Annotated in this window: 16 protein-coding genes and 1 pseudogene; 12 read left to right on the forward strand and 5 right to left on the reverse strand. The window is 40.1% G+C overall.

Annotated elements, in window-relative coordinates:
* Positions 1-45: 45 nt before the first annotated feature.
* Positions 46-918: a YitT family protein gene (locus tag P3L57_RS02940; protein ID WP_044161659.1), complete on the forward strand. Its 873-nt coding sequence runs from the start codon at positions 46-48 to the stop codon at positions 916-918.
* A gap of 184 nt (positions 919-1102) precedes the next feature.
* On the forward strand, positions 1103-1993 hold the full coding sequence (locus P3L57_RS02945) for a Vgb family protein (RefSeq protein WP_069487544.1): 891 nt from the start codon (positions 1103-1105) through the stop codon (positions 1991-1993).
* A gap of 126 nt (positions 1994-2119) precedes the next feature.
* Here P3L57_RS02945 and P3L57_RS02950 read toward each other — a convergent pair whose 3' ends face one another.
* Positions 2120-2578, reverse strand: coding sequence for a spermine/spermidine acetyltransferase (locus P3L57_RS02950; RefSeq protein ID WP_044161656.1), 459 nt, complete (start codon positions 2576-2578; stop codon positions 2120-2122).
* Between the two features lie 564 nt (positions 2579-3142).
* Between P3L57_RS02950 and manR the strand changes: the two genes are divergently transcribed.
* The 4 genes from manR (at position 3143) to P3L57_RS02970 (ending at position 9082) form a co-directional block, all read left to right on the forward strand.
* Positions 3143-5095 carry a mannose transport/utilization transcriptional regulator ManR gene (manR, locus tag P3L57_RS02955; RefSeq protein WP_069487545.1) on the forward strand — a complete coding sequence of 651 codons (1953 nt, stop codon included), beginning with the start codon at positions 3143-3145 and terminating at the stop codon, positions 5093-5095.
* 147 nt (positions 5096-5242) lie between these two features.
* On the forward strand, positions 5243-7183 hold the full coding sequence (locus tag P3L57_RS02960; protein WP_069487546.1) for a PTS fructose transporter subunit IIABC: 1941 nt from the start codon (positions 5243-5245) through the stop codon (positions 7181-7183).
* Positions 7184-7199: 16 nt separating this feature from the next.
* Positions 7200-8147 carry a mannose-6-phosphate isomerase, class I gene (gene manA / locus P3L57_RS02965; protein WP_059334565.1) on the forward strand — a complete coding sequence of 316 codons (948 nt, stop codon included), beginning with the start codon at positions 7200-7202 and terminating at the stop codon, positions 8145-8147.
* A gap of 509 nt (positions 8148-8656) precedes the next feature.
* A complete protein-coding gene (locus P3L57_RS02970; protein WP_044161648.1) occupies positions 8657-9082 on the forward strand; it encodes a MaoC family dehydratase in 426 nt (141 codons plus the stop codon).
* Positions 9083-9286: 204 nt separating this feature from the next.
* On the opposite strand, the gene P3L57_RS02975 is transcribed toward P3L57_RS02970, so the two are convergent.
* The gene (locus tag P3L57_RS02975) at positions 9287-10186 is read right to left on the reverse strand and encodes a DMT family transporter (RefSeq protein WP_059291881.1); all 900 of its coding nucleotides are present in this window, start codon (positions 10184-10186) and stop codon (positions 9287-9289) included.
* A 133-nt stretch (positions 10187-10319) separates the two neighbouring features.
* On the opposite strand from P3L57_RS02975, the gene pdxR reads away from it, so the two are divergent.
* Entirely contained in the window at positions 10320-11768 is a 1449-nt protein-coding gene (gene pdxR, locus P3L57_RS02980) for a MocR-like pyridoxine biosynthesis transcription factor PdxR (RefSeq protein WP_069487547.1), read from the forward strand.
* A gap of 83 nt (positions 11769-11851) precedes the next feature.
* On the opposite strand, the gene P3L57_RS02985 is transcribed toward pdxR, so the two are convergent.
* Positions 11852-12733 carry a carboxylesterase gene (locus tag P3L57_RS02985; protein WP_069487548.1) on the reverse strand — a complete coding sequence of 294 codons (882 nt, stop codon included), beginning with the start codon at positions 12731-12733 and terminating at the stop codon, positions 11852-11854.
* A 369-nt stretch (positions 12734-13102) separates the two neighbouring features.
* Between P3L57_RS02985 and P3L57_RS02990 the strand changes: the two genes are divergently transcribed.
* Positions 13103-13876, forward strand: coding sequence for a GNAT family N-acetyltransferase (locus P3L57_RS02990; protein ID WP_069487549.1), 774 nt, complete (start codon positions 13103-13105; stop codon positions 13874-13876).
* A gap of 86 nt (positions 13877-13962) precedes the next feature.
* Here the strand turns inward: P3L57_RS02990 and P3L57_RS02995 are convergent.
* Positions 13963-14364: pseudogene (locus tag P3L57_RS02995) on the reverse strand (MBL fold metallo-hydrolase); the annotation flags it as partial.
* Between the two features lie 183 nt (positions 14365-14547).
* On the reverse strand, positions 14548-15132 hold the full coding sequence (locus tag P3L57_RS03000; protein WP_069487550.1) for a DUF421 domain-containing protein: 585 nt from the start codon (positions 15130-15132) through the stop codon (positions 14548-14550).
* A gap of 334 nt (positions 15133-15466) precedes the next feature.
* On the opposite strand from P3L57_RS03000, the gene P3L57_RS03005 reads away from it, so the two are divergent.
* From P3L57_RS03005 to P3L57_RS03020, 4 genes are all read left to right on the forward strand, one after another.
* Positions 15467-15802, forward strand: coding sequence for a thioredoxin family protein (locus tag P3L57_RS03005; RefSeq protein ID WP_069487551.1), 336 nt, complete (start codon positions 15467-15469; stop codon positions 15800-15802).
* 159 nt (positions 15803-15961) lie between these two features.
* The gene (locus P3L57_RS03010; RefSeq protein ID WP_059334581.1) at positions 15962-16561 is read left to right on the forward strand and encodes a TetR/AcrR family transcriptional regulator; all 600 of its coding nucleotides are present in this window, start codon (positions 15962-15964) and stop codon (positions 16559-16561) included.
* Positions 16558-16902, forward strand: coding sequence for a DoxX family protein (locus P3L57_RS03015; protein ID WP_024120363.1), 345 nt, complete (start codon positions 16558-16560; stop codon positions 16900-16902). The genes P3L57_RS03010 and P3L57_RS03015 overlap by 4 nt, the downstream gene beginning before the upstream one ends.
* A gap of 131 nt (positions 16903-17033) precedes the next feature.
* Positions 17034-17507: a GNAT family N-acetyltransferase gene (locus tag P3L57_RS03020; protein WP_069487552.1), complete on the forward strand. Its 474-nt coding sequence runs from the start codon at positions 17034-17036 to the stop codon at positions 17505-17507.
* Positions 17508-17544 lie beyond the last annotated feature (37 nt).

Consider the following 17544-nt stretch of genomic DNA (forward strand, 5'->3'; position numbering starts at 1 on the left):
ATGGTATATTTAAATTAAGACTAAATATTCGAAATGAGGAATGAGATGAATACAAACAAAAAACATAAGCATTTTAAAATAAAAAGGGTACTGCAAGTCATAATGGTTATTATCGGAGGAATGATAGCGGCGTATGGACTGGAAACCGTATTGATTCCAAACAGTGTATCTGATGGAGGGGTGACAGGCCTTAGTATCGTTGGTTCACAGCTGTTTGATTTGCCGCTAGGGGTCCTTATTGCAGCTTTAAATATCCCGTTTGTCTGGTTAGGATATAAGCAAATCGGGAAAGACTTTGCATTATTATCCATTATCGGAATCGTAACACTTGCCGCTGGCACAATGTTTTTCCACCACACTCCAGCCATCATAGAGGGGGATACCCTGTTAATAACCGTTGTTGGCGGGATTATCCTTGGATTGGGAATGGGGTTAGCGTTACGTAACGGCGGCGCATTGGATGGAATTGATATGCTCGCTGTGCTGCTGTCTCGAAAATTGCCATTTGGAACGAGCGATCTCATTTTATTCTTAAACCTTTTTGTGTTTATTTTTGTATCCATTGTATTTGGCTTACAAGGGGCATTACTGTCAGTCATTGCTTACTACATTGCGTCCAAAGTCATACATATCGTTGAGGAAGGCTTAAGTGGTTCTAAAACCTTTCAAATTATTTCAACCCAGCCTGAATTAATGGTAGAGACAATACGTGATCAGTTAGGACGAAGTGCTACCTATAAAGAAGCTTATGGCGGTTTTTCCCACGAGAAATTTAAAGAAATCACATGTGTCATCAACCGCCTTGAAGAAACAAAACTAAAGGAAATTATTAATGAAATTGATAAAAATGCCTTTGTTACCGTATATGATGTAGCTGAAGTGAAGGGCAGTAATTTTAGAAGACATACGAGTCATTAGAGAAAAACAGAACTTCAAACCCAAAAGTGAGATATCTCAGAAATTTTATATTAAATTGTTTTGTCTACATGCCCAGAAAATAAGGTAACCAGCAGTCTGTACTGGAATTCCATTGCCTCCTGTCTCGTATAATGAGAATAGGAGGCTTTTTTGTATAAGGGTATGCTTAAATGGAGGGATTTATTTGAATATTGAGCTGAAAGAAATAGATATGTTACAAGCGGATTCTGGTCCTTATGGGATAGCGGTCTCTCGTGAAGGAAATGTATGGTTTACTCAGCATAAAGCAAATAAAATCAGTTGTCTTCATCAAAATGGAACAATCAAGGAATTTATCGTTCCAACTCCTGATGCACGAGTGCTGTGTTTGACCATATCTTCAATAGGTGATATTTGGTTTACTGAAAATGGGGCTGATAAAATTGGAAGGCTTTCAGAAACGGGCGTATTTACAGAGTACCCGTTACCTCATCCAAATTCAGCGCCATATGGAATTGCTGAAGGTCTTAACGGTGATATTTGGTTTACTGAAATGAATGGAAACCGCATAGGGAGATTGACTGCAGAAGATGTGATTCATGAATACGAACTGCCGAATAAAGAATCATATCCTTCTTTTATTACGTTGGGGCCCGATGACTCACTTTGGTTCGCTGAAAACCAAAACAATGCGATCGGCAAGATAACCCGATCAGGAGAAATAACGGAATACCCAATCCCAACACCGGGAGCAGCGCCAGTAGGTCTTGCAAGCGGAAACGATGGTGCCCTTTGGTTTACAGAAATAATGGGGAATAAAATAGGAAGGATCACGATGTCCGGCGAAATAACGGAATTTGATATTCCTACACCAAATGCCCGGCCTCATGCTATTGCGGCGGGAGTCGAATCGGATTTATGGTTCACTGAATGGGGAGCAAATAAAATAGGAAGATTGACAAAAGAGAGAACCTTTGAAGAATATACAATCAAAACCTCTAATGGCGAACCTCACGGAATTGGCTGTGACAAAGAAGGCAGTGTATGGTTCGCATTAGAATGCAATAAGATCGGAAAGCTGCGTTTACTGAAATGAAGAGAAAGTGCTGAAAGAATTTAAAAAGCATACCAAGAACATAGTATGCTTTTTCATTTGCGTGAAACGTCATCATGTTACATGAACTGAAGTCTCGTCAATGTAGCCTTTCAACAGCTTAAGTACTTATAGCTCTTTTACCATGACCTTCTCGCCGTTAAAATCGAGCTCACCATTAAATGTAAAGCCGAATTTTTGATACAGGCGCAAAGCATGAATGTTGTTCTCAAAAATGCTTAAATAAATTCTGTTACATGTATATAGCTCAGCAAGGTGATGAATAAGAGCTTCAAGCATCTTGCTGCCTAATCCTTGGCCTTGAAAACGCTCGTCAATGAAAAATCGGTCAAGCCACACTCTGCCGTTTTTATTTTCTTCATCAATCTCAGGAAACCATCCATACATAGCAAAACCGACTAACTTCCCTTCGTAATAAAGTCCAGCAGGTTTATAATACTGACATTCAGTTGCATCCTCTAGACATTGCTTGGTTGATTCTATATATGATATTTGGCTCTTGTGAACATGAAGAGACAGAATAGATTCACGATTCTCTTCAGTTACCGCCTTTATCTCAATACTCATAGTCATTCTCCTTTTTTCTCTTTTTCTGAAAAGGACAGACGATTTTCAGATCAATAACATTGTTACGCTTTCATCCACATCATGTAGTCTTAGGAACAATGAGTTCTGCAGTTAATCCCCTTACTTTACAATTTGTCACAAAAACCTTAATTAAATACTTTTCATAGCCTTTAACTGATAGCTCATCTAACATCACTTCTTCGTAGAAAAAACCTTATAATTTTATATCTTTGTCGCGGCAGCTGAGGAGCTGCTCTTTTTTTGTAAACCTGTATGGGAGGTCTTGCAATACACTAGGTGCTCGTTCATAAATTAGTACTTGTTTACTTAATGAAATTCATCCCAATTGAAGCTTGTCCTAAACATTCTTTAATGGTGAGTATCTTCTTTTTCATGATAAACAGGTGAATTTTCTGCGCATAAATCCAATTTTTCCGGAAGTTTCGGTAAAAAACGAAACTTTTAACGCGTTTATTTTACTTTATAATGTAAGCGGTTTCCTATGTAGTATACTTATACTATCGTACATCATTTGAGTGAAACACAGGAAGGATAGAAAAACAGATGAGATACATGAATACTAGACAAAAAGACATTTTGTATCTGTTGTTATCTGAACCTGATGACTATTTAGTCGTGCAAGATTTCGCCGACAGGGTAAAGTGTTCTGAAAAAACGATCAGGAATGATCTGAAAACGATCGAAGGTTATCTGCATGAACATTCTCCTGCTCAGCTCATTCGCAAACCAGGATTAGGTGTCTATTTAAATATAGAAGAACATGAAAGGGCCCGGTTAACTCAACAATTGGGTACTGAACATTTTGGCTCAAAGCACCAGTCCGATGAAGAAAGAATTCTGCAAATCGCTTATCAATTATTAATGAACCCAAAACATGTTTCAGCAAAAGAAATTGCCGCTCAGCATTTTCTGAATAAGTCTTCCATCAAAAGGGATTTACATGAAATTGAAGAGTGGCTAAAGCGATTTGATCTCAAATTGGTGTCAAAGCAGCGGCTCGGTTTAAAGATTGAGGGAAATGAAAGAAATAAAAGAAAAGCCTTAGCCAGAATCTCTGATTTGATTGATAATCCAGAGTTTACAAGTCAGTTTATCAAAAGCAAGTTCTTAACTCATGAAGTGAAATGTGTGTCGAATGAATTCAAAACATTGCAAAAGCACCATTCTATCTATTTCACAGATGAAACGTTCGAGAATTTATTATTGCATACATTGCTGATGATACGCCGGATCAAAATGAAGCAGCCTATCTCGATTTCGCCAACAGAAATGGCAGCAGTAGAAAAGAAGAAAGAATATCAATGGGCAATGACATGTTTAAAACGGCTGGAAGCGGTTTTTGCCATCCGCTTCCCTAAAGAAGAAGCCGTGTATGTAACGCTCCATATACTCGGCGGAAAAGTTCGTTTTCGGTCTTGGGAAGAAGAAAAAAAGGTTCTGGAAAATCCCTTGCTTCCCATGGTTGTGCGGCATTTAATCGATCGTGTGTCAGAGCTGAAAATGCTTGATTTTCATAATGATCAGGATTTGATCAACGGATTGAACATCCATCTTAACACAGTGCTAAACCGGCTGAATTACGATCTTTCTGTATCAAATCCAATGCTAAATGACATAAAAAAAATGTACCCCTATCTGTTTCATATGATCATTGACGTTCTGGAAGACATCAATCAAACGTTTGCTCTTTCTATTCCTGAGGAAGAGGCCGCTTATCTGACATTGCATTTTCAAGCTGCGGCCGAACGTTTGCACCACAGCAGCGAGAAGCGTAAAAAGGCAATCATCGTCTGCCACATGGGCATTGGAATGTCACAATTGCTGCGGACAAAAATTGAACGGAAATTTCATCAAATCGCTGTGAAGGCCTGTATTGCAAAAGCTGATTTAGCAGATTACACAAAAAAGAATGGGGACATAGATCTTGTCATTTCCACGGTAGCGCTGGAACATGTGCCGATTCCTCATATTGTTGTATCACCGCTGTTGGAGCCTTCTGATGAGAAGAAACTAAGTGCATTTATGGATCAGGTTGACGAATCCCAACGCCAAACACAAAAAACGTTTAAGATGCTGAACAATACGACTCCTTTCTTAGTTTTTTTGCAGCAAGAGTCAGTTCATCGCTATAAGCTGATTGAACAAATGGCAATGGCTTTATACGAGAAAGGGTATGTGGAAAAGGAGTATGCCATTCATGCTGTGATGAGAGAAAAAATGTCGGCGACAAACATTGGGGCTGGCATTGCGATTCCTCATGCAAACTCTAAATTTATTAAACAATCAGCCATTGCGATTGCCACATTAAAAGACCCGCTTGATTGGGGGGCTGAAAAAGTGTCGCTCGTCTTTATGCTGGCTGTCAAACACGAGGATCAAAACATGACAAAGCAATTGTTCCATGAACTGTCATACCTGAGTGAGCAGCCGGCATTCATTCATAAGCTGACTGAAGAAACAAATGTGATGAGATTTTTATCTTATTTGAATTATTAAAAGCGGGGCTTTGATGCCCTGCTTTTTTTCGTATGGATAAATGCTGGTTTTTCCGGAATTAACGGTAAAAAACAGCGCTTTTACAAGCATGATTTTAATATACAGTTGTTACAGGCCTTATGATTCATACTTTAAAGGAGGAATCGTATGAAACTGTTAGCGATTACATCATGTCCGAATGGAATTGCCCATACATATATGGCGGCTGAAAATCTGCAAAAAGCTGCCGACAGATTAGGCGTCCAAATGAAAGTCGAGACCCAAGGCGGAATCGGAGTGGAAAATGAGCTGACCGGAGAGGAGATTCGTGAAGCAGACGCGATCATTATCGCGGCAGACCGCTCGGTAAACAAAGACCGGTTTGTAGGAAAAAAACTGTTGTCTGTCGGGGTTCAGGATGGAATCCGCAAACCGGAAGAATTAATTCAAAAAGCACTTAGCGGCGATGTGCCGGTCTACCGTTCAGCTTCAAATTCGGAAGCCGGCAATCAACAGGAGAAAAAACAAAATCCGATTTATCGTCATTTAATGAACGGTGTTTCTTTTATGGTTCCATTTATCGTCGTCGGCGGGTTATTGATAGCGGTTGCATTGACGCTTGGAGGTGAGAAAACACCGAAAGGCTTAGTCATTCCGGATGAATCTTTTTGGAAAACGATTGAACTGATCGGAAGTGCCTCATTCTCATTCATGATCCCGATTTTGGCCGGATATATCGCGTACAGCATTGCTGATAAGCCCGGGCTTGTACCAGGAATGATCGGCGGATATATTGCAGCGACGGGAAGTTTTTACGGCAGTGCAAGCGGCGCCGGTTTTCTCGGCGGCATCATCGCCGGATTTTTGGCGGGGTATGCTGCCCTTTGGATCAAAAAATTAAAGGTTCCAAAAGCGATTCAGCCGATTATGCCGATTATTATTATTCCAGTGTTCGCTTCACTAATTGTAGGTTTGGCGTTTGTGTTTTTGATCGGTGCACCTGTAGCCCAAATTTTCGAATCTTTAACGGTATGGCTGGCGGGTATGAAAGGTTCAAGCTCCATCCTGCTGGCATTGATTTTAGGCGCAATGATTTCATTTGATATGGGAGGCCCCGTAAACAAGGTGGCATTCCTGTTTGGATCGGCCATGATCGGAGAAGGAAACTATGAAATTATGGGACCGATTGCCGTCGCCATTTGTATACCCCCGATTGGCCTTGGGATTGCAACGTTTTTTGGAAAAAGAAAATTTCAGGAGTCGGAGAGAGAAATGGGAAAAGCATCATTTACCATGGGTCTCTTCGGCATCACTGAAGGAGCCATTCCATTCGCGGCACAAGATCCGCTTCGCGTCATTCCGGGGATTATGGCAGGTTCTATGATTGGTTCTGTGATCGCTATGATCGGCAATGTCGGAGACAGAGTAGCGCACGGCGGGCCTATAGTGGCAGTACTAGGCGCCGTTGATCATGTATTGATGTTTTTTATTGCAGTGATTGCCGGATCTCTTACCACCGCTCTTTTAGTTAATGTACTAAAAAAAGATATTCCGGTTTCTTCACCCGCCGGGCTGAATGAAGCTGCAGCATCGAATGACGTTCCGCAACAAAACAATGAAGCGGAAAGCAGACAGATGGAGAAGACGGATATTAACAAGCTGACAGACATTATGAGTATAGATCTTATTGAACCAACATTATCAGGCGAAACCAGAGATGACATTATTGATGAAATGATTCAAAAATTGTCCCGCACAGGTATGCTGCATTCAGAGAGCGGTTTTAAACAAGCGATCATGAATCGCGAACAAGAGGGGACAACGGCGATTGGCATGAATATCGCGATCCCGCACGGGAAGTCTGATGCCGTCAAGAAGCCTAGTGTAGTGTTTGGAATCAAACGATCAGGCATTGACTGGAACAGTCTTGATGGATCAGAAGCAAAGTTAATCTTTATGATCGCTGTACCGAAAGATAGCGGAGGGAACCAGCATCTGAAACTGCTGCAAATGCTATCTCGAAAACTGATGGATGACAGCTATAGGGAAAGGCTGCTCTCTGTCCAGACAAAAGACGAAGCATACAAACTCCTGGATGAAATCATATAAAGCGGGGGAATTTTTCATGATGACTGAACCGTTATTTTTCAAGCCTGTTTTCAAAGAAAAGATTTGGGGCGGCACCGCTTTGGCTGCTTTCGGCTATGACATCCCATCAGAACGAACGGCGGAATGCTGGGCTTTTGCAGCACATCAAAATGGACAAAGTATTGTTCAAAACGGGTTATACAAGGGGCTTACGCTCAGTGAATTATGGGATCATCATCGGCATTTATTCGGACATCTGAAGGGGGACCGCTTCCCTCTTCTCACGAAAATTTTGGATGCCAATCAAGACTTATCCGTTCAGGTGCATCCGAAAGATGAGTATGCAAAAACGCGTGAAAAAGGAGAGCTCGGAAAAACAGAATGCTGGTATATCATAGACTGCCAAGAAGATGCAGAAATCGTTTATGGCCACAACGCAAACACAAAGGAAGAACTGATCTCGATGATAGAAGATGGAAAATGGGACAAGCTCCTGCGCCGCGTAAAGGTAAAACCGGGGGATTTCTTCTATGTGCCAAGCGGCACCGTTCATGCGATTGGGACAGGCATTCTCATTTTGGAGACGCAGCAGAATTCCGATACAACCTACAGATTATATGATTATGGCCGGAAAGATACAGAAGGCAATTTGCGCGAGCTCCATTTGGAAAAAAGCATAGAAGTGATAGACGTACCATTTGCGCCAGAGCAGCAAACGGTTCAATATAAACAAACAGATGATTTGCACATAGCTGTATTGATTGAGTGCCCTTATTTTTCAGTGGAAAAGTGGGAGTTAACAGGATCAGCAAGTTTAAAACAGCAAAAATCATTCCTTCTTGTCAGCGTCATCGAAGGAGAAGGCCGGATAATCTCCGGCGAGCGTACATATGACTTTAAAAAAGGAGATCATATGTTGCTGCCTAACGGGTTTGGGGAATTCAAACTCGCGGGGGATGCGGAGTGTATCGTATCTAATCTGTAAAATAAAACTTTATGACCAGTTTCACGTTTTAAGTCGATACAGAGAAACCAAAATGATCTCATTTTGGCTTTTCAATATAAAAAGATACCAGCTGGTATCTTTTTTCATATTCACTCACTATGACACCCCTTCGATGGTATCTTTTAATCTTATCTGCAATTGGGAGTATGTGTCCAGCAGATTAACTGCAGACAACAATCACGTTGCTTAAGACAACCTATAAAAGCTGCTTCAATTTTATATGGACCAAAAGAGAAGAAAACGAAATGTGTTTCTGAATGATTTGTTTGTAAAAAACAAGTTATCCTATTAAAAACCAGTTTTTTTATTTTATGTGCAAAATCATCTTTGGGCTGTCACGTTCGCTATTTCAAATGGTTCTTTCCCACTCTGAACATTTGATCTGACAAGTTTTATAGGTGAGAATGTAAAGGATGATCTACATGAAATATGATAAAGTATTTTTTATGTGATAGTTGATGAAGAATATTTTGATAAGAGGTGTATTTATGAAGTTGGATGAATTTGCGATTGGACAAGTATTTCATACAAAGTCTTTTAGGGTAACAAAAGAAAATGTAATGAGGTTTGCGGAAGAATTTGACCCTCAATATATGCATGTAGACGAGGAAAAAGCGAATAAAGGCAGATTTAATGGAATCATCGCTTCTGGCATACAAACGTTAGCCATTTCTTTTAAGCTCTGGATTGAAGAGGGGTTCTATGGCGACGATATTATTGCTGGAACAGAGATGAATCATATTAAATTCATAAAACCCGTGTATCCAGACGATGAATTGCATTCAGTTGTTGAGGTGGTAGATAAGAAACCAAAGAAAAGTGGAACGGGAATACTTACTGTATTGATATTTACTTATAATCATAAAGAAGAAAAAGTATTCGAAGGTGAGTTATCGGTATTGATTAAGCAATAAATAATGTCGTAGTAAAGGTTTTTGATCACCAATTGATCAAACGATGAGAGTATAATTAAGATATGCTTTTTTTGGACTTACAATGTTAAGAGCTCATCTTAGAAAAAAACATACCAAATACGATTGGTATGTTTTTTTATTCATGCATGTCATGACATGAAGCAGGGTACCGACCGATACCGTACATCAAGACAGAAAAGGAAATTAGAACTTTTTCATCTCCTTTAACATCTTTATTTTGCTTCCTTTTATGTAGGTGAAACATACCCCGCTGACAGTCACCATTCCGCCTAGCAGTGAAATAAGTGAAGGCATTTCCCCTATCCACATCCAGGAAATCACCATCGTCAAAGCAGGTGTTACATAAAGTGAAATCGTTGCTTCAGAAGCACCGACGATTGAAGTTACATATGCAAGCGCAAAGTATGGGATGACCGTCGGGAATAAACCTAAGTAAACGATAGACAATGTGGAGTTCATTGAGGCGTTTAAAAACTCCCCACATAGGCCTGGAAGAAAAACAAGCATTGGTAAGGCTGCACCCCAAATCGTGAACGTTACAAATGGAATAAAACCATACTTTATTATATAACGGGCTTGAAAAACAAAATAAATACTCTCTGCAAAAGCTGCCAGCAGAATGAACAGAATTCCTTTCATTGAAAGCGCATGGTCTCCTGTTCCTAATGAAATAAATGACACACCCAATAAACTAATGATAGAGCCAATCCATTTAGAAAAACCAAAATGTTCACCAAAAAACAGGCGAGACAACACCGCAGAAAAGATTGGTGCTGTGGTTACGAGTAAGCTTGCAATCCCGGCACTAACTGTTTTTTCACCGATATTAAGCAAAATGTGATAGAGTGCAAAACCTAAAAACCCTAATAATAAGATGACAGGGATATCTTTCATGTCAGGTAAGCGCATTTTAGTCAGCACAGCAAAAAGCAACAATGCCATAGATCCGATTAACAAACGAAATAAAGCAAGGTGTTCGGGTGTGTAATATTCCAGACCTACACGAATTCCCGGAAAAGCTGATGCCCACAAACCGATCATAAGACTGTAAGATATGATGAATTGCACAGTTTTCTTTTTCATGATCTTCACTCCTTCTTTACAAAAACCAACCAGTTATTTAGTGTGTTTTATACTAATAGAGATTTGATAAAATGGCTTCAACCAGTTACACAATTTTTGACCCAACCACTTTAGTTGAAGGAGACTGCTTTTGATGAGCTTTACAGAAGAAAAAACGGTTAGAAAGCTTCCTAAGTACTTACAAATCATTGATTATATAAAAGAGAAAATAGGAAATGGAGAGTGGCCGATTGGAAGTAAGATTCCAAGCCAGCGAACGCTTGCAAAAGACTTTCATGTAAATCGAAGCACGGTTATCACAGCGTTAGAGGAATTGATGGCAGATGGGTTGATTGAAGGCAGAATGGGCAAAGGGACAGTTGTCATCAACAATACTTGGACACTGTTGGCTAAGAATTCTGCACCCAATTGGGAGAAACATGTAACTTCGGGAATCCAGCAGCCAAGCCGAAGAATAGTTCAAGAGATCAATCAATCAGAATCAAATTCTGATCTTATACAGCTAAGCAAAGGAGAACTTTCAAATGAGATTTTTCCTTTGTCTGCTATGAAAGAGATTATGGGCAAGGTGTCTCAAAACATAGAGGCGTTCGGATATGAGGAACCAAAAGGATACTTGCCTTTAAGAGAGGCATTGAGTGATTATTTAAAAACAATCGGGATTCATGCTTCACCTTCATCCATTCTTATTGTTTCAGGAGCACTGCAAGCCTTACAGCTTATATCAATGGGGCTTTTGCAAAGAGGTTCAACTGTTTTTCTTGATCAGCCATCTTATCTTTATTCATTACATGTATTTCAATCAGCCGGAATGAATCTGACTGGACTTCCTATGGATAAAGAGGGGCTTTTGCCAAACCATATTCATATGACAAAGGGGGAACGGGGAAGAGCCATATTATATACAAACCCTTGTTTTCAAAATCCGACTGGTATCTTAATGTCAGAAGAGCGGCGGAAAGAAATCCTTGCCGCAAGCGAAAAAACGCAGCTTCCCATTATTGAAGATGACATATATCGTGAGCTGTGGATAGATGACATTCCGCCATATCCTATTAAAACAATAGATAAAAACGGCCATGTGCTATATGTAGGAAGTTTATCGAAAACGCTAAGCCCTGGCTTAAGGATTGGATGGATAGTCGGGCCAGAGCCAGTGATTGAACGTTTATCTGACATTAAAATGCAGACAGATTACGGATCGAGTTCGTTGTCTCAAAGAGTAGCGGCGGAATGGTTTACATCTGGCCAATATCAGCGGCATTTAGAACGGGTGAGACATCAATTAAAGATAAGAAGGCAATTTGTTACGAGCGCTTTAGAAACCAATATGAAGAATGCAGCTGTTTGGACTATTCCTAAAGGGGGATTCTTTATCTGGTTAAAAATATTGCCTTCGATATCTATGAAATTACTTTATAAAAAAGCCTTAACAAAAGGGATTCTTCTCAATCTTGGCAGTATTTATGCTCAGGAAAAAGGCAATTATATTCGCTTGTCATACGCTTATGCATCCCTTGAAGATCTCCAAAAGGGAATTTATGAATTAAGTTTGATCATTAAGGAACTGGCAAGTAAATAAAAATGCATTCAATGTTGATAGATAGGTTCTTAGAAATTATAAGATGAATATGTAGAGTGGTGGGTGTCTCCTCATCTTACTGGCTATTCTAAAAAGCTCAGAACTCGTTCATTTATGGTTTCAGACTGTTCCAATGATAAAACATGGCCCGCATTTTTGATGATTTCTGCTTCAATTCCAGGCACTAATAAAGATGCGCGCTGTAAGGCTGAATGCGGATCATAAATGACTTCATGTTCACCTAGCAATAATAGAATCGGGACTTTTACTGATTTTAATTCTTCGTCGGTGAAAACATACGGAAATCCGTCGGCTTTAGGGGTTTGCTGTCTTGCTCCATCCTGCCACATAACTCCTGCATGAAACTGCTTCACAAAAAGTGGATGTAACACATTGCGATCTATCATCATCCATTTTAAGAAACTCTCAACTCCATTTGGTTCTGTGAGACTAAGCGCATATTTATAAAAATCGTGATGAAATGGTAAAAATGTTTCCGCTGGGCTAAGAAGAGTTGCACTTTTTACTCTCTCTGGCGCATGTAAAATAAAATTCATAGTATGAAGTCCGCCAAGTGAGAGTCCGATCATGTGAGGCTTTTCGACCCCTAGATAATCAAACACATCAAGAAGCCAATCGGCGTAACCCGTTCTTGTACCACATAAATCTGCAGGAATACTTTTATTCTTATCACCTATGATATCGATTGCATAAGTTCGGTATTTGCTGCTCCAATCCGCAATGTTGGGATACCACATCGTGGAGCTAAATAGTGCCCCGTGAAGCAATACGAGTGGCGGCGCATTCTCTGGTCCGCTTGCAATCACATGCGTTTGACCGAAACGAGTGGATACATAATATGCTTTGTAGGGAACTGGCCAAAGACCAAGGCTTTCATCATAAGTTTGAAAATAGTGAATGCCATTGTCACTTAATTGGGGAAACATTGGTGAATGGTTTGACATGCAAATTTCCTCCCGTCCTTTTTAAAAGAATGTATTGTTACGTGCAGAAAAGTAAAGTAATTGATTATAACAGAGATATTTACAATATAATACAGTTTTCGTTTTGCATCAAATTCTAAATGAAATTGGGGATAAATAATTTGTTACAGAGGTCTAAAAATACATATAACAGAAATAAATCGTTTCCGAGAAAGTCGCGGTACTTTAACAAACATGCAATAAATACCTTTAGAAACGTTAAGAACAAACCTTATCAGGCTGAAGTATCATACTGAATCATGGTGAGAGCTCTTTACAGAAGTGTCGTTAAAAAGAGGGGAATTCTTTTACGGATAGAATAAAAGAGGGAAAGTGATAGGAGGGTACAGTTTGCAGGAGATAAAAAAAGAACAATATAGTAAAGTCAAAACATTGATACATCATAAAGAAACATGTTGCCCGACATTTGTTTATTCAATATTAGAACAAACAATTCCGGGAGTTGTTTATGCAGATGATCAATCGTTTCTGATAGGAACCAGCTCAGGAATTTATTGTGTTGCAGGAGATGAAAGAAATCAAAATGTTAATGAATGTATCGTTGAATTATACAAAAAGAGAGCCAAATCCCAAAAAAGATTTACTCTATTTTCTCCCAATCGCTCATGGGACAGCGTAATAAAAACTGTACTGCCTGATGAGTTGAATCAAATGATACGATATGCGTTTTTTCAACAAATTTCTGCCAAAAAGGCTTTTCAGCTTCCAAAGGGATTTACATTAAAAAGAATAAATGAAGATATCATTTCAAGCAGCACTGCATTTCAAAAAGCTTATTATGAGGAATATTGGGGCTCAGTCTCGAATTTTTTAAAAAACGGATTTGGATTCGCGGTTTTGTATGACAATCTTGTTGTCAGTGAGTGCACTTCCATATTTCTAGGCGGCAATCGTGCGGAAATGGATATCTATACACGTGAAGAATATAGAGGGATGGGGTTCGCTTATATAGCTGGAAGTAAGTTTATAAATGATTGTCTCGAAAACGGCGTCAGCCCTAGTTGGGATTGTGATGTCAGCAACAAATCATCTATTCATTCAGCAAAAAAACTAGGATTTGAGATATCAACCAAATACTTCATCTTTTTTAAAAAATCAGGTTAATAAAGACCCTTCTAAGGAAGGGCCTTTTCTTGAGCACCAAGCTGACGGAGAATATCATGCTTATCCACAAGAACTCTTTTATCCATTTAAAATGAATATGATTCGCCATCTTCCGGCACTAAAACATGAGATGACATGCCTTTTTCATGAATAAAGCTTTTTAATTCTTCTCTGGATAATGTCCAATGGTTGACCGCTTCCATATGGCTCACGATTATTTTTGCATGAGGGGCAGCTTGATGCGTCTCATAGATATCTTCTTTCCCCATGACGAGAGAGCCGCCCTCAAAGAATTGATTGTTTCCTCCATTCACTACAATGATTTCTGGCTGGTGTGTATCGATCTCTTCTTGGATCGCATCATACCAAACCGTATCTCCGGCTACATATAACGTTTTCTCGCTTTGGTGTTTGAACACGACACCGCATACAAGACCGGCAAGTTTTAAAATGTCTCCTCTGCCGTGTTCGCCTTTGGTTTTTGTTATAAGGCGGAAGGAGATCCGTAATTGGAATCCATTCTTATTCCAATTAGTGATTAACAAATTACGTATATCTTCTGGATCTGTGGTGTTCTTTGGAATAGGAAGGCGCTGCACCAGCTGTTCAATTGAATGGCCGACAATTGATGAAAAAAGGCACGCAAAGACGTCCAATCACAGGCGTCTTTTTTAATGCAGCTTTTTAGGACTGGGATTTATATTTTCATGATCGATTTCATCAAATAAATTTCGGTTCTTTGAATGGGAGGGCTGAACATCTTCTTTGATAAAGTCGGGGTGAATAATCTTTTTTAAATCCCTGACTGTTAAAGGCTTGGCTTCATCAATTAATTCTAAGCCTAATAGGCCGTTTGCTTCTAACGTCGCCTTTTTGACATCCTGTAAAGTAGAAACGCCGTGCAGCCTCAATCGCATTTCCAGCTGATCTAACGTCAGTCTCATTCTCTTTAAATTGTCTACATGTAATTGGCCATCTTCAATGATAATTGTCGCTTTCCCGGTTAACAGCCTTTCAATCAAATTAGACTTCAACTGAATCCATTCCATAAAAAGGAGTGAGAGCGTAAAAATGATAGCTGCAACTAGTGTTTTTAATAGGCCGTTTTCGATGATCGGCTGAACAATGATGGTGCCGATCGAAATCATGACAACCGTTTGTGCCGATGTCATTTGCGCAATTGATTTTCTTCCTGAAATTCTAAGCAAAACCACACCGGATACCATGAGGACAAATGCTTCCCAAGTAAAACTCATCCTACCACCTGACCAGTAATGTAAAGGATTATAACGCCGGAGGCTAACTGCAGAGCGTCTTTGACCATTTGAACGTTAATATATCCGAAAGCCTGATTGTTCATTCAGCATGATGAATGACTTTGTATGTTGCCAAGCTGCCCTGCCCGCATGAGAATAAACAGCGATAAAGTTGCCTTACAGCGGTTCGCGTTTCAAGCGGCGTAGAGCAGGTGAAAAGATTTGTCTTACAATTTTGGACAGGTTGTATAAAAATAAAGCAGATATATGGACATTCTCAAGGCTGGTCCCGTATATTTCAGGCAGGTAAATACCAATCAGCAGGAGGAATGAGATGAAAGAGGTTACTGAATTACTATCAATGAATGCAATAGAGAATTTTATAAACCGTCACCAGTTAAGTTTTATCTATATATCAAGACCAAGCTGTACAGTATGCCACGCAGTTTTGCCGCAGCTCAGAGAATTGCTGGAGCAGTTTCCGCATATCAAACTAGGACACGTAAATGCTGACAGTGTGGAGGAGGTTGCCGGCAGATTTTCGGTCTTCACCGTACCTGTTCTTCTTTTATTTATTGAGGGTACTGAATTTCTGAGAGAAGCGCGTTTCGTGCATTTTGAACAGCTGGAACAGAAATTAAAAAGAGTTTATCAATTATATGAGGCATAAAATGTGCAGCTAAACGAACATGGCATCAAGTCATGTTCGTTATGTTTTTATGAAGGAAGCAGCTGAATATGAAATTCATTGACATAAAATCCAAGTGCATGAAATAATATTCATAAGTAATGTTACTGAAGAGTATCTTTTTGTGGAGGCTGAACCGATGTGAAAAGCAGAAAAGGACGTAAAGGGGAGGAGAGCCGGAAACGATTGCTCAAAGCTGCTGCACATGAATTTTCGATTCGGGGATTTCATGAAACGAAGGTTAGTGCCATTGTGAAAAGAGCCGGACTGACGCAGCCTTCCTTTTATCTGTACTTTCAAAGTAAAGAAGCCATCTTTGAGGAGTTAATCAACGGTTTCCACTCTCGCTTAAGAAAGCTGACAGAATCACTTCTCCTGGAAACCGGATTACATGCGAACGATGTAACAAACAAAGTGCTCTCTGCTGTGGAAGCTGTTTTTCAGTTTCTGGCGGAGGATAAGGATTTAACAAGGATCGGTTTTTTTCTCAACCCAGAAGCGAAACAATTGAAACAAGATGTGGCGATGGTTTTGAAAGACAACTTAGAAGCAGAACAGCGCCTTGGCTATTTTCGTTCCGAATTGGAAATGGCAACCGTGGCGGAATGCTTGATAGGCATGATTGAACATTTGACCGATTCATATTTGTTAACCGGAATCAAAGATCCGGCAAGTCTCGCAGCGCAGGTTGTCAATCTCTTAATATACGGGATGCTTCCAAAAGGGAGTGACGCAAGATGATATCTATGATCATGAAAGTCAGTTTGGCAGCTTTTATGCTCGCGGGAGGCATCATAAAGGTGTTCCGCGTGCCCTTTCAAGTGGAGCATTGGCGGCATTATCAATATCCGTTATGGTTTCTGACTGTTACTGGTATTCTTGAAATAGCGGGGGCATTTGCAATGACAGCGGGAATTTGGAATCGGTATGCAGCATTTGGGGCAGGCGTCCTGTTTGTCGTTCTCATGGCGGGAGCGGTTCATGCACACATTGTTCGAGCGCGCCAATCGGTTCTCATGACGATACCCGCAATGATCTGTTTGATTGTTTCTATCATTATAATCATTTGGGAGTCCACGTAAGCTATTCACTTAACAAACCAATTTGCAGGAGACCTCCTTCTCTTATCGAATAGAATAATAGAAATAGATCTTCATGTGTACGTTATTCGTCCGGCACCAGCTGGACTTTTTTCATAAAGGAGGAATACAGGATGGCGTTAACTTTGGAAAACATGACTGTGGAGGAGTTCGAAGCATTTCGCGGGACGTCCGTGCAAAATTATGCGAAACAAAACATACAATCGGGAACATGGACGGAAAAAGAGGCGTTTGAGAAATCGGAACAGGCATATGAGAACATGATTCCGAATGGACGAAACAGCAGCAATCATCATTTTTGGAACATCAGGAATGACCTTGGAGAAAACATTGGCTGGCTCTGGCTGTATGCTGACCCGCACCATCCGCAAAAAGAGGCGTTTATTTATTCATTTGGCCTGTATGAAGCTTTCCGCGGTAAAGGGCTGGCTCAATTGGCGCTTCACGCGTTAGATGATAAGGCGAGGCAAATGGGAGCGGAAAGGCTTGCTCTCCATGTGTTTGCGCACAATGAAACAGCCGTCCACCTTTATCAGAAAATGGGGTATATCATGACAAATATCAAAATGCGGAGACAGCTGGTCTAGCAGGTGAAAATGCGGCCTGCTTAGCGGACGCGTTTAG

Source organism: Bacillus sp. B28 (assembly GCF_029536185.1).
Taxonomy (GTDB): Bacteria; Bacillota; Bacilli; order Bacillales; family Bacillaceae; genus Bacillus; species Bacillus halotolerans.

Coding starts and splice junctions, on each gene's coding strand:
- P3L57_RS02940 (WP_044161659.1), top strand. CDS start 46: ATGAATACAAACAAAAAACATAAGCATTTTAAAATAAAAAGGGTACTG.
- P3L57_RS02950 (WP_044161656.1), bottom strand. CDS start 2,578: ATGAGTATTGAGATAAAGGCGGTAACTGAAGAGAATCGTGAATCTATT.
- manR (WP_069487545.1), top strand. CDS start 3,143: ATGAGATACATGAATACTAGACAAAAAGACATTTTGTATCTGTTGTTA.
- P3L57_RS02960 (WP_069487546.1), top strand. CDS start 5,243: ATGAAACTGTTAGCGATTACATCATGTCCGAATGGAATTGCCCATACA.
- manA (WP_059334565.1), top strand. CDS start 7,200: ATGATGACTGAACCGTTATTTTTCAAGCCTGTTTTCAAAGAAAAGATT.
- P3L57_RS02970 (WP_044161648.1), top strand. CDS start 8,657: ATGAAGTTGGATGAATTTGCGATTGGACAAGTATTTCATACAAAGTCT.
- P3L57_RS02975 (WP_059291881.1), bottom strand. CDS start 10,186: ATGAAAAAGAAAACTGTGCAATTCATCATATCTTACAGTCTTATGATC.
- pdxR (WP_069487547.1), top strand. CDS start 10,320: ATGAGCTTTACAGAAGAAAAAACGGTTAGAAAGCTTCCTAAGTACTTA.
- P3L57_RS02985 (WP_069487548.1), bottom strand. CDS start 12,733: ATGTCAAACCATTCACCAATGTTTCCCCAATTAAGTGACAATGGCATT.
- P3L57_RS03000 (WP_069487550.1), bottom strand. CDS start 15,132: ATGAGTTTTACTTGGGAAGCATTTGTCCTCATGGTATCCGGTGTGGTT.
- P3L57_RS03005 (WP_069487551.1), top strand. CDS start 15,467: ATGAAAGAGGTTACTGAATTACTATCAATGAATGCAATAGAGAATTTT.
- P3L57_RS03015 (WP_024120363.1), top strand. CDS start 16,558: ATGATATCTATGATCATGAAAGTCAGTTTGGCAGCTTTTATGCTCGCG.
- P3L57_RS03020 (WP_069487552.1), top strand. CDS start 17,034: ATGGCGTTAACTTTGGAAAACATGACTGTGGAGGAGTTCGAAGCATTT.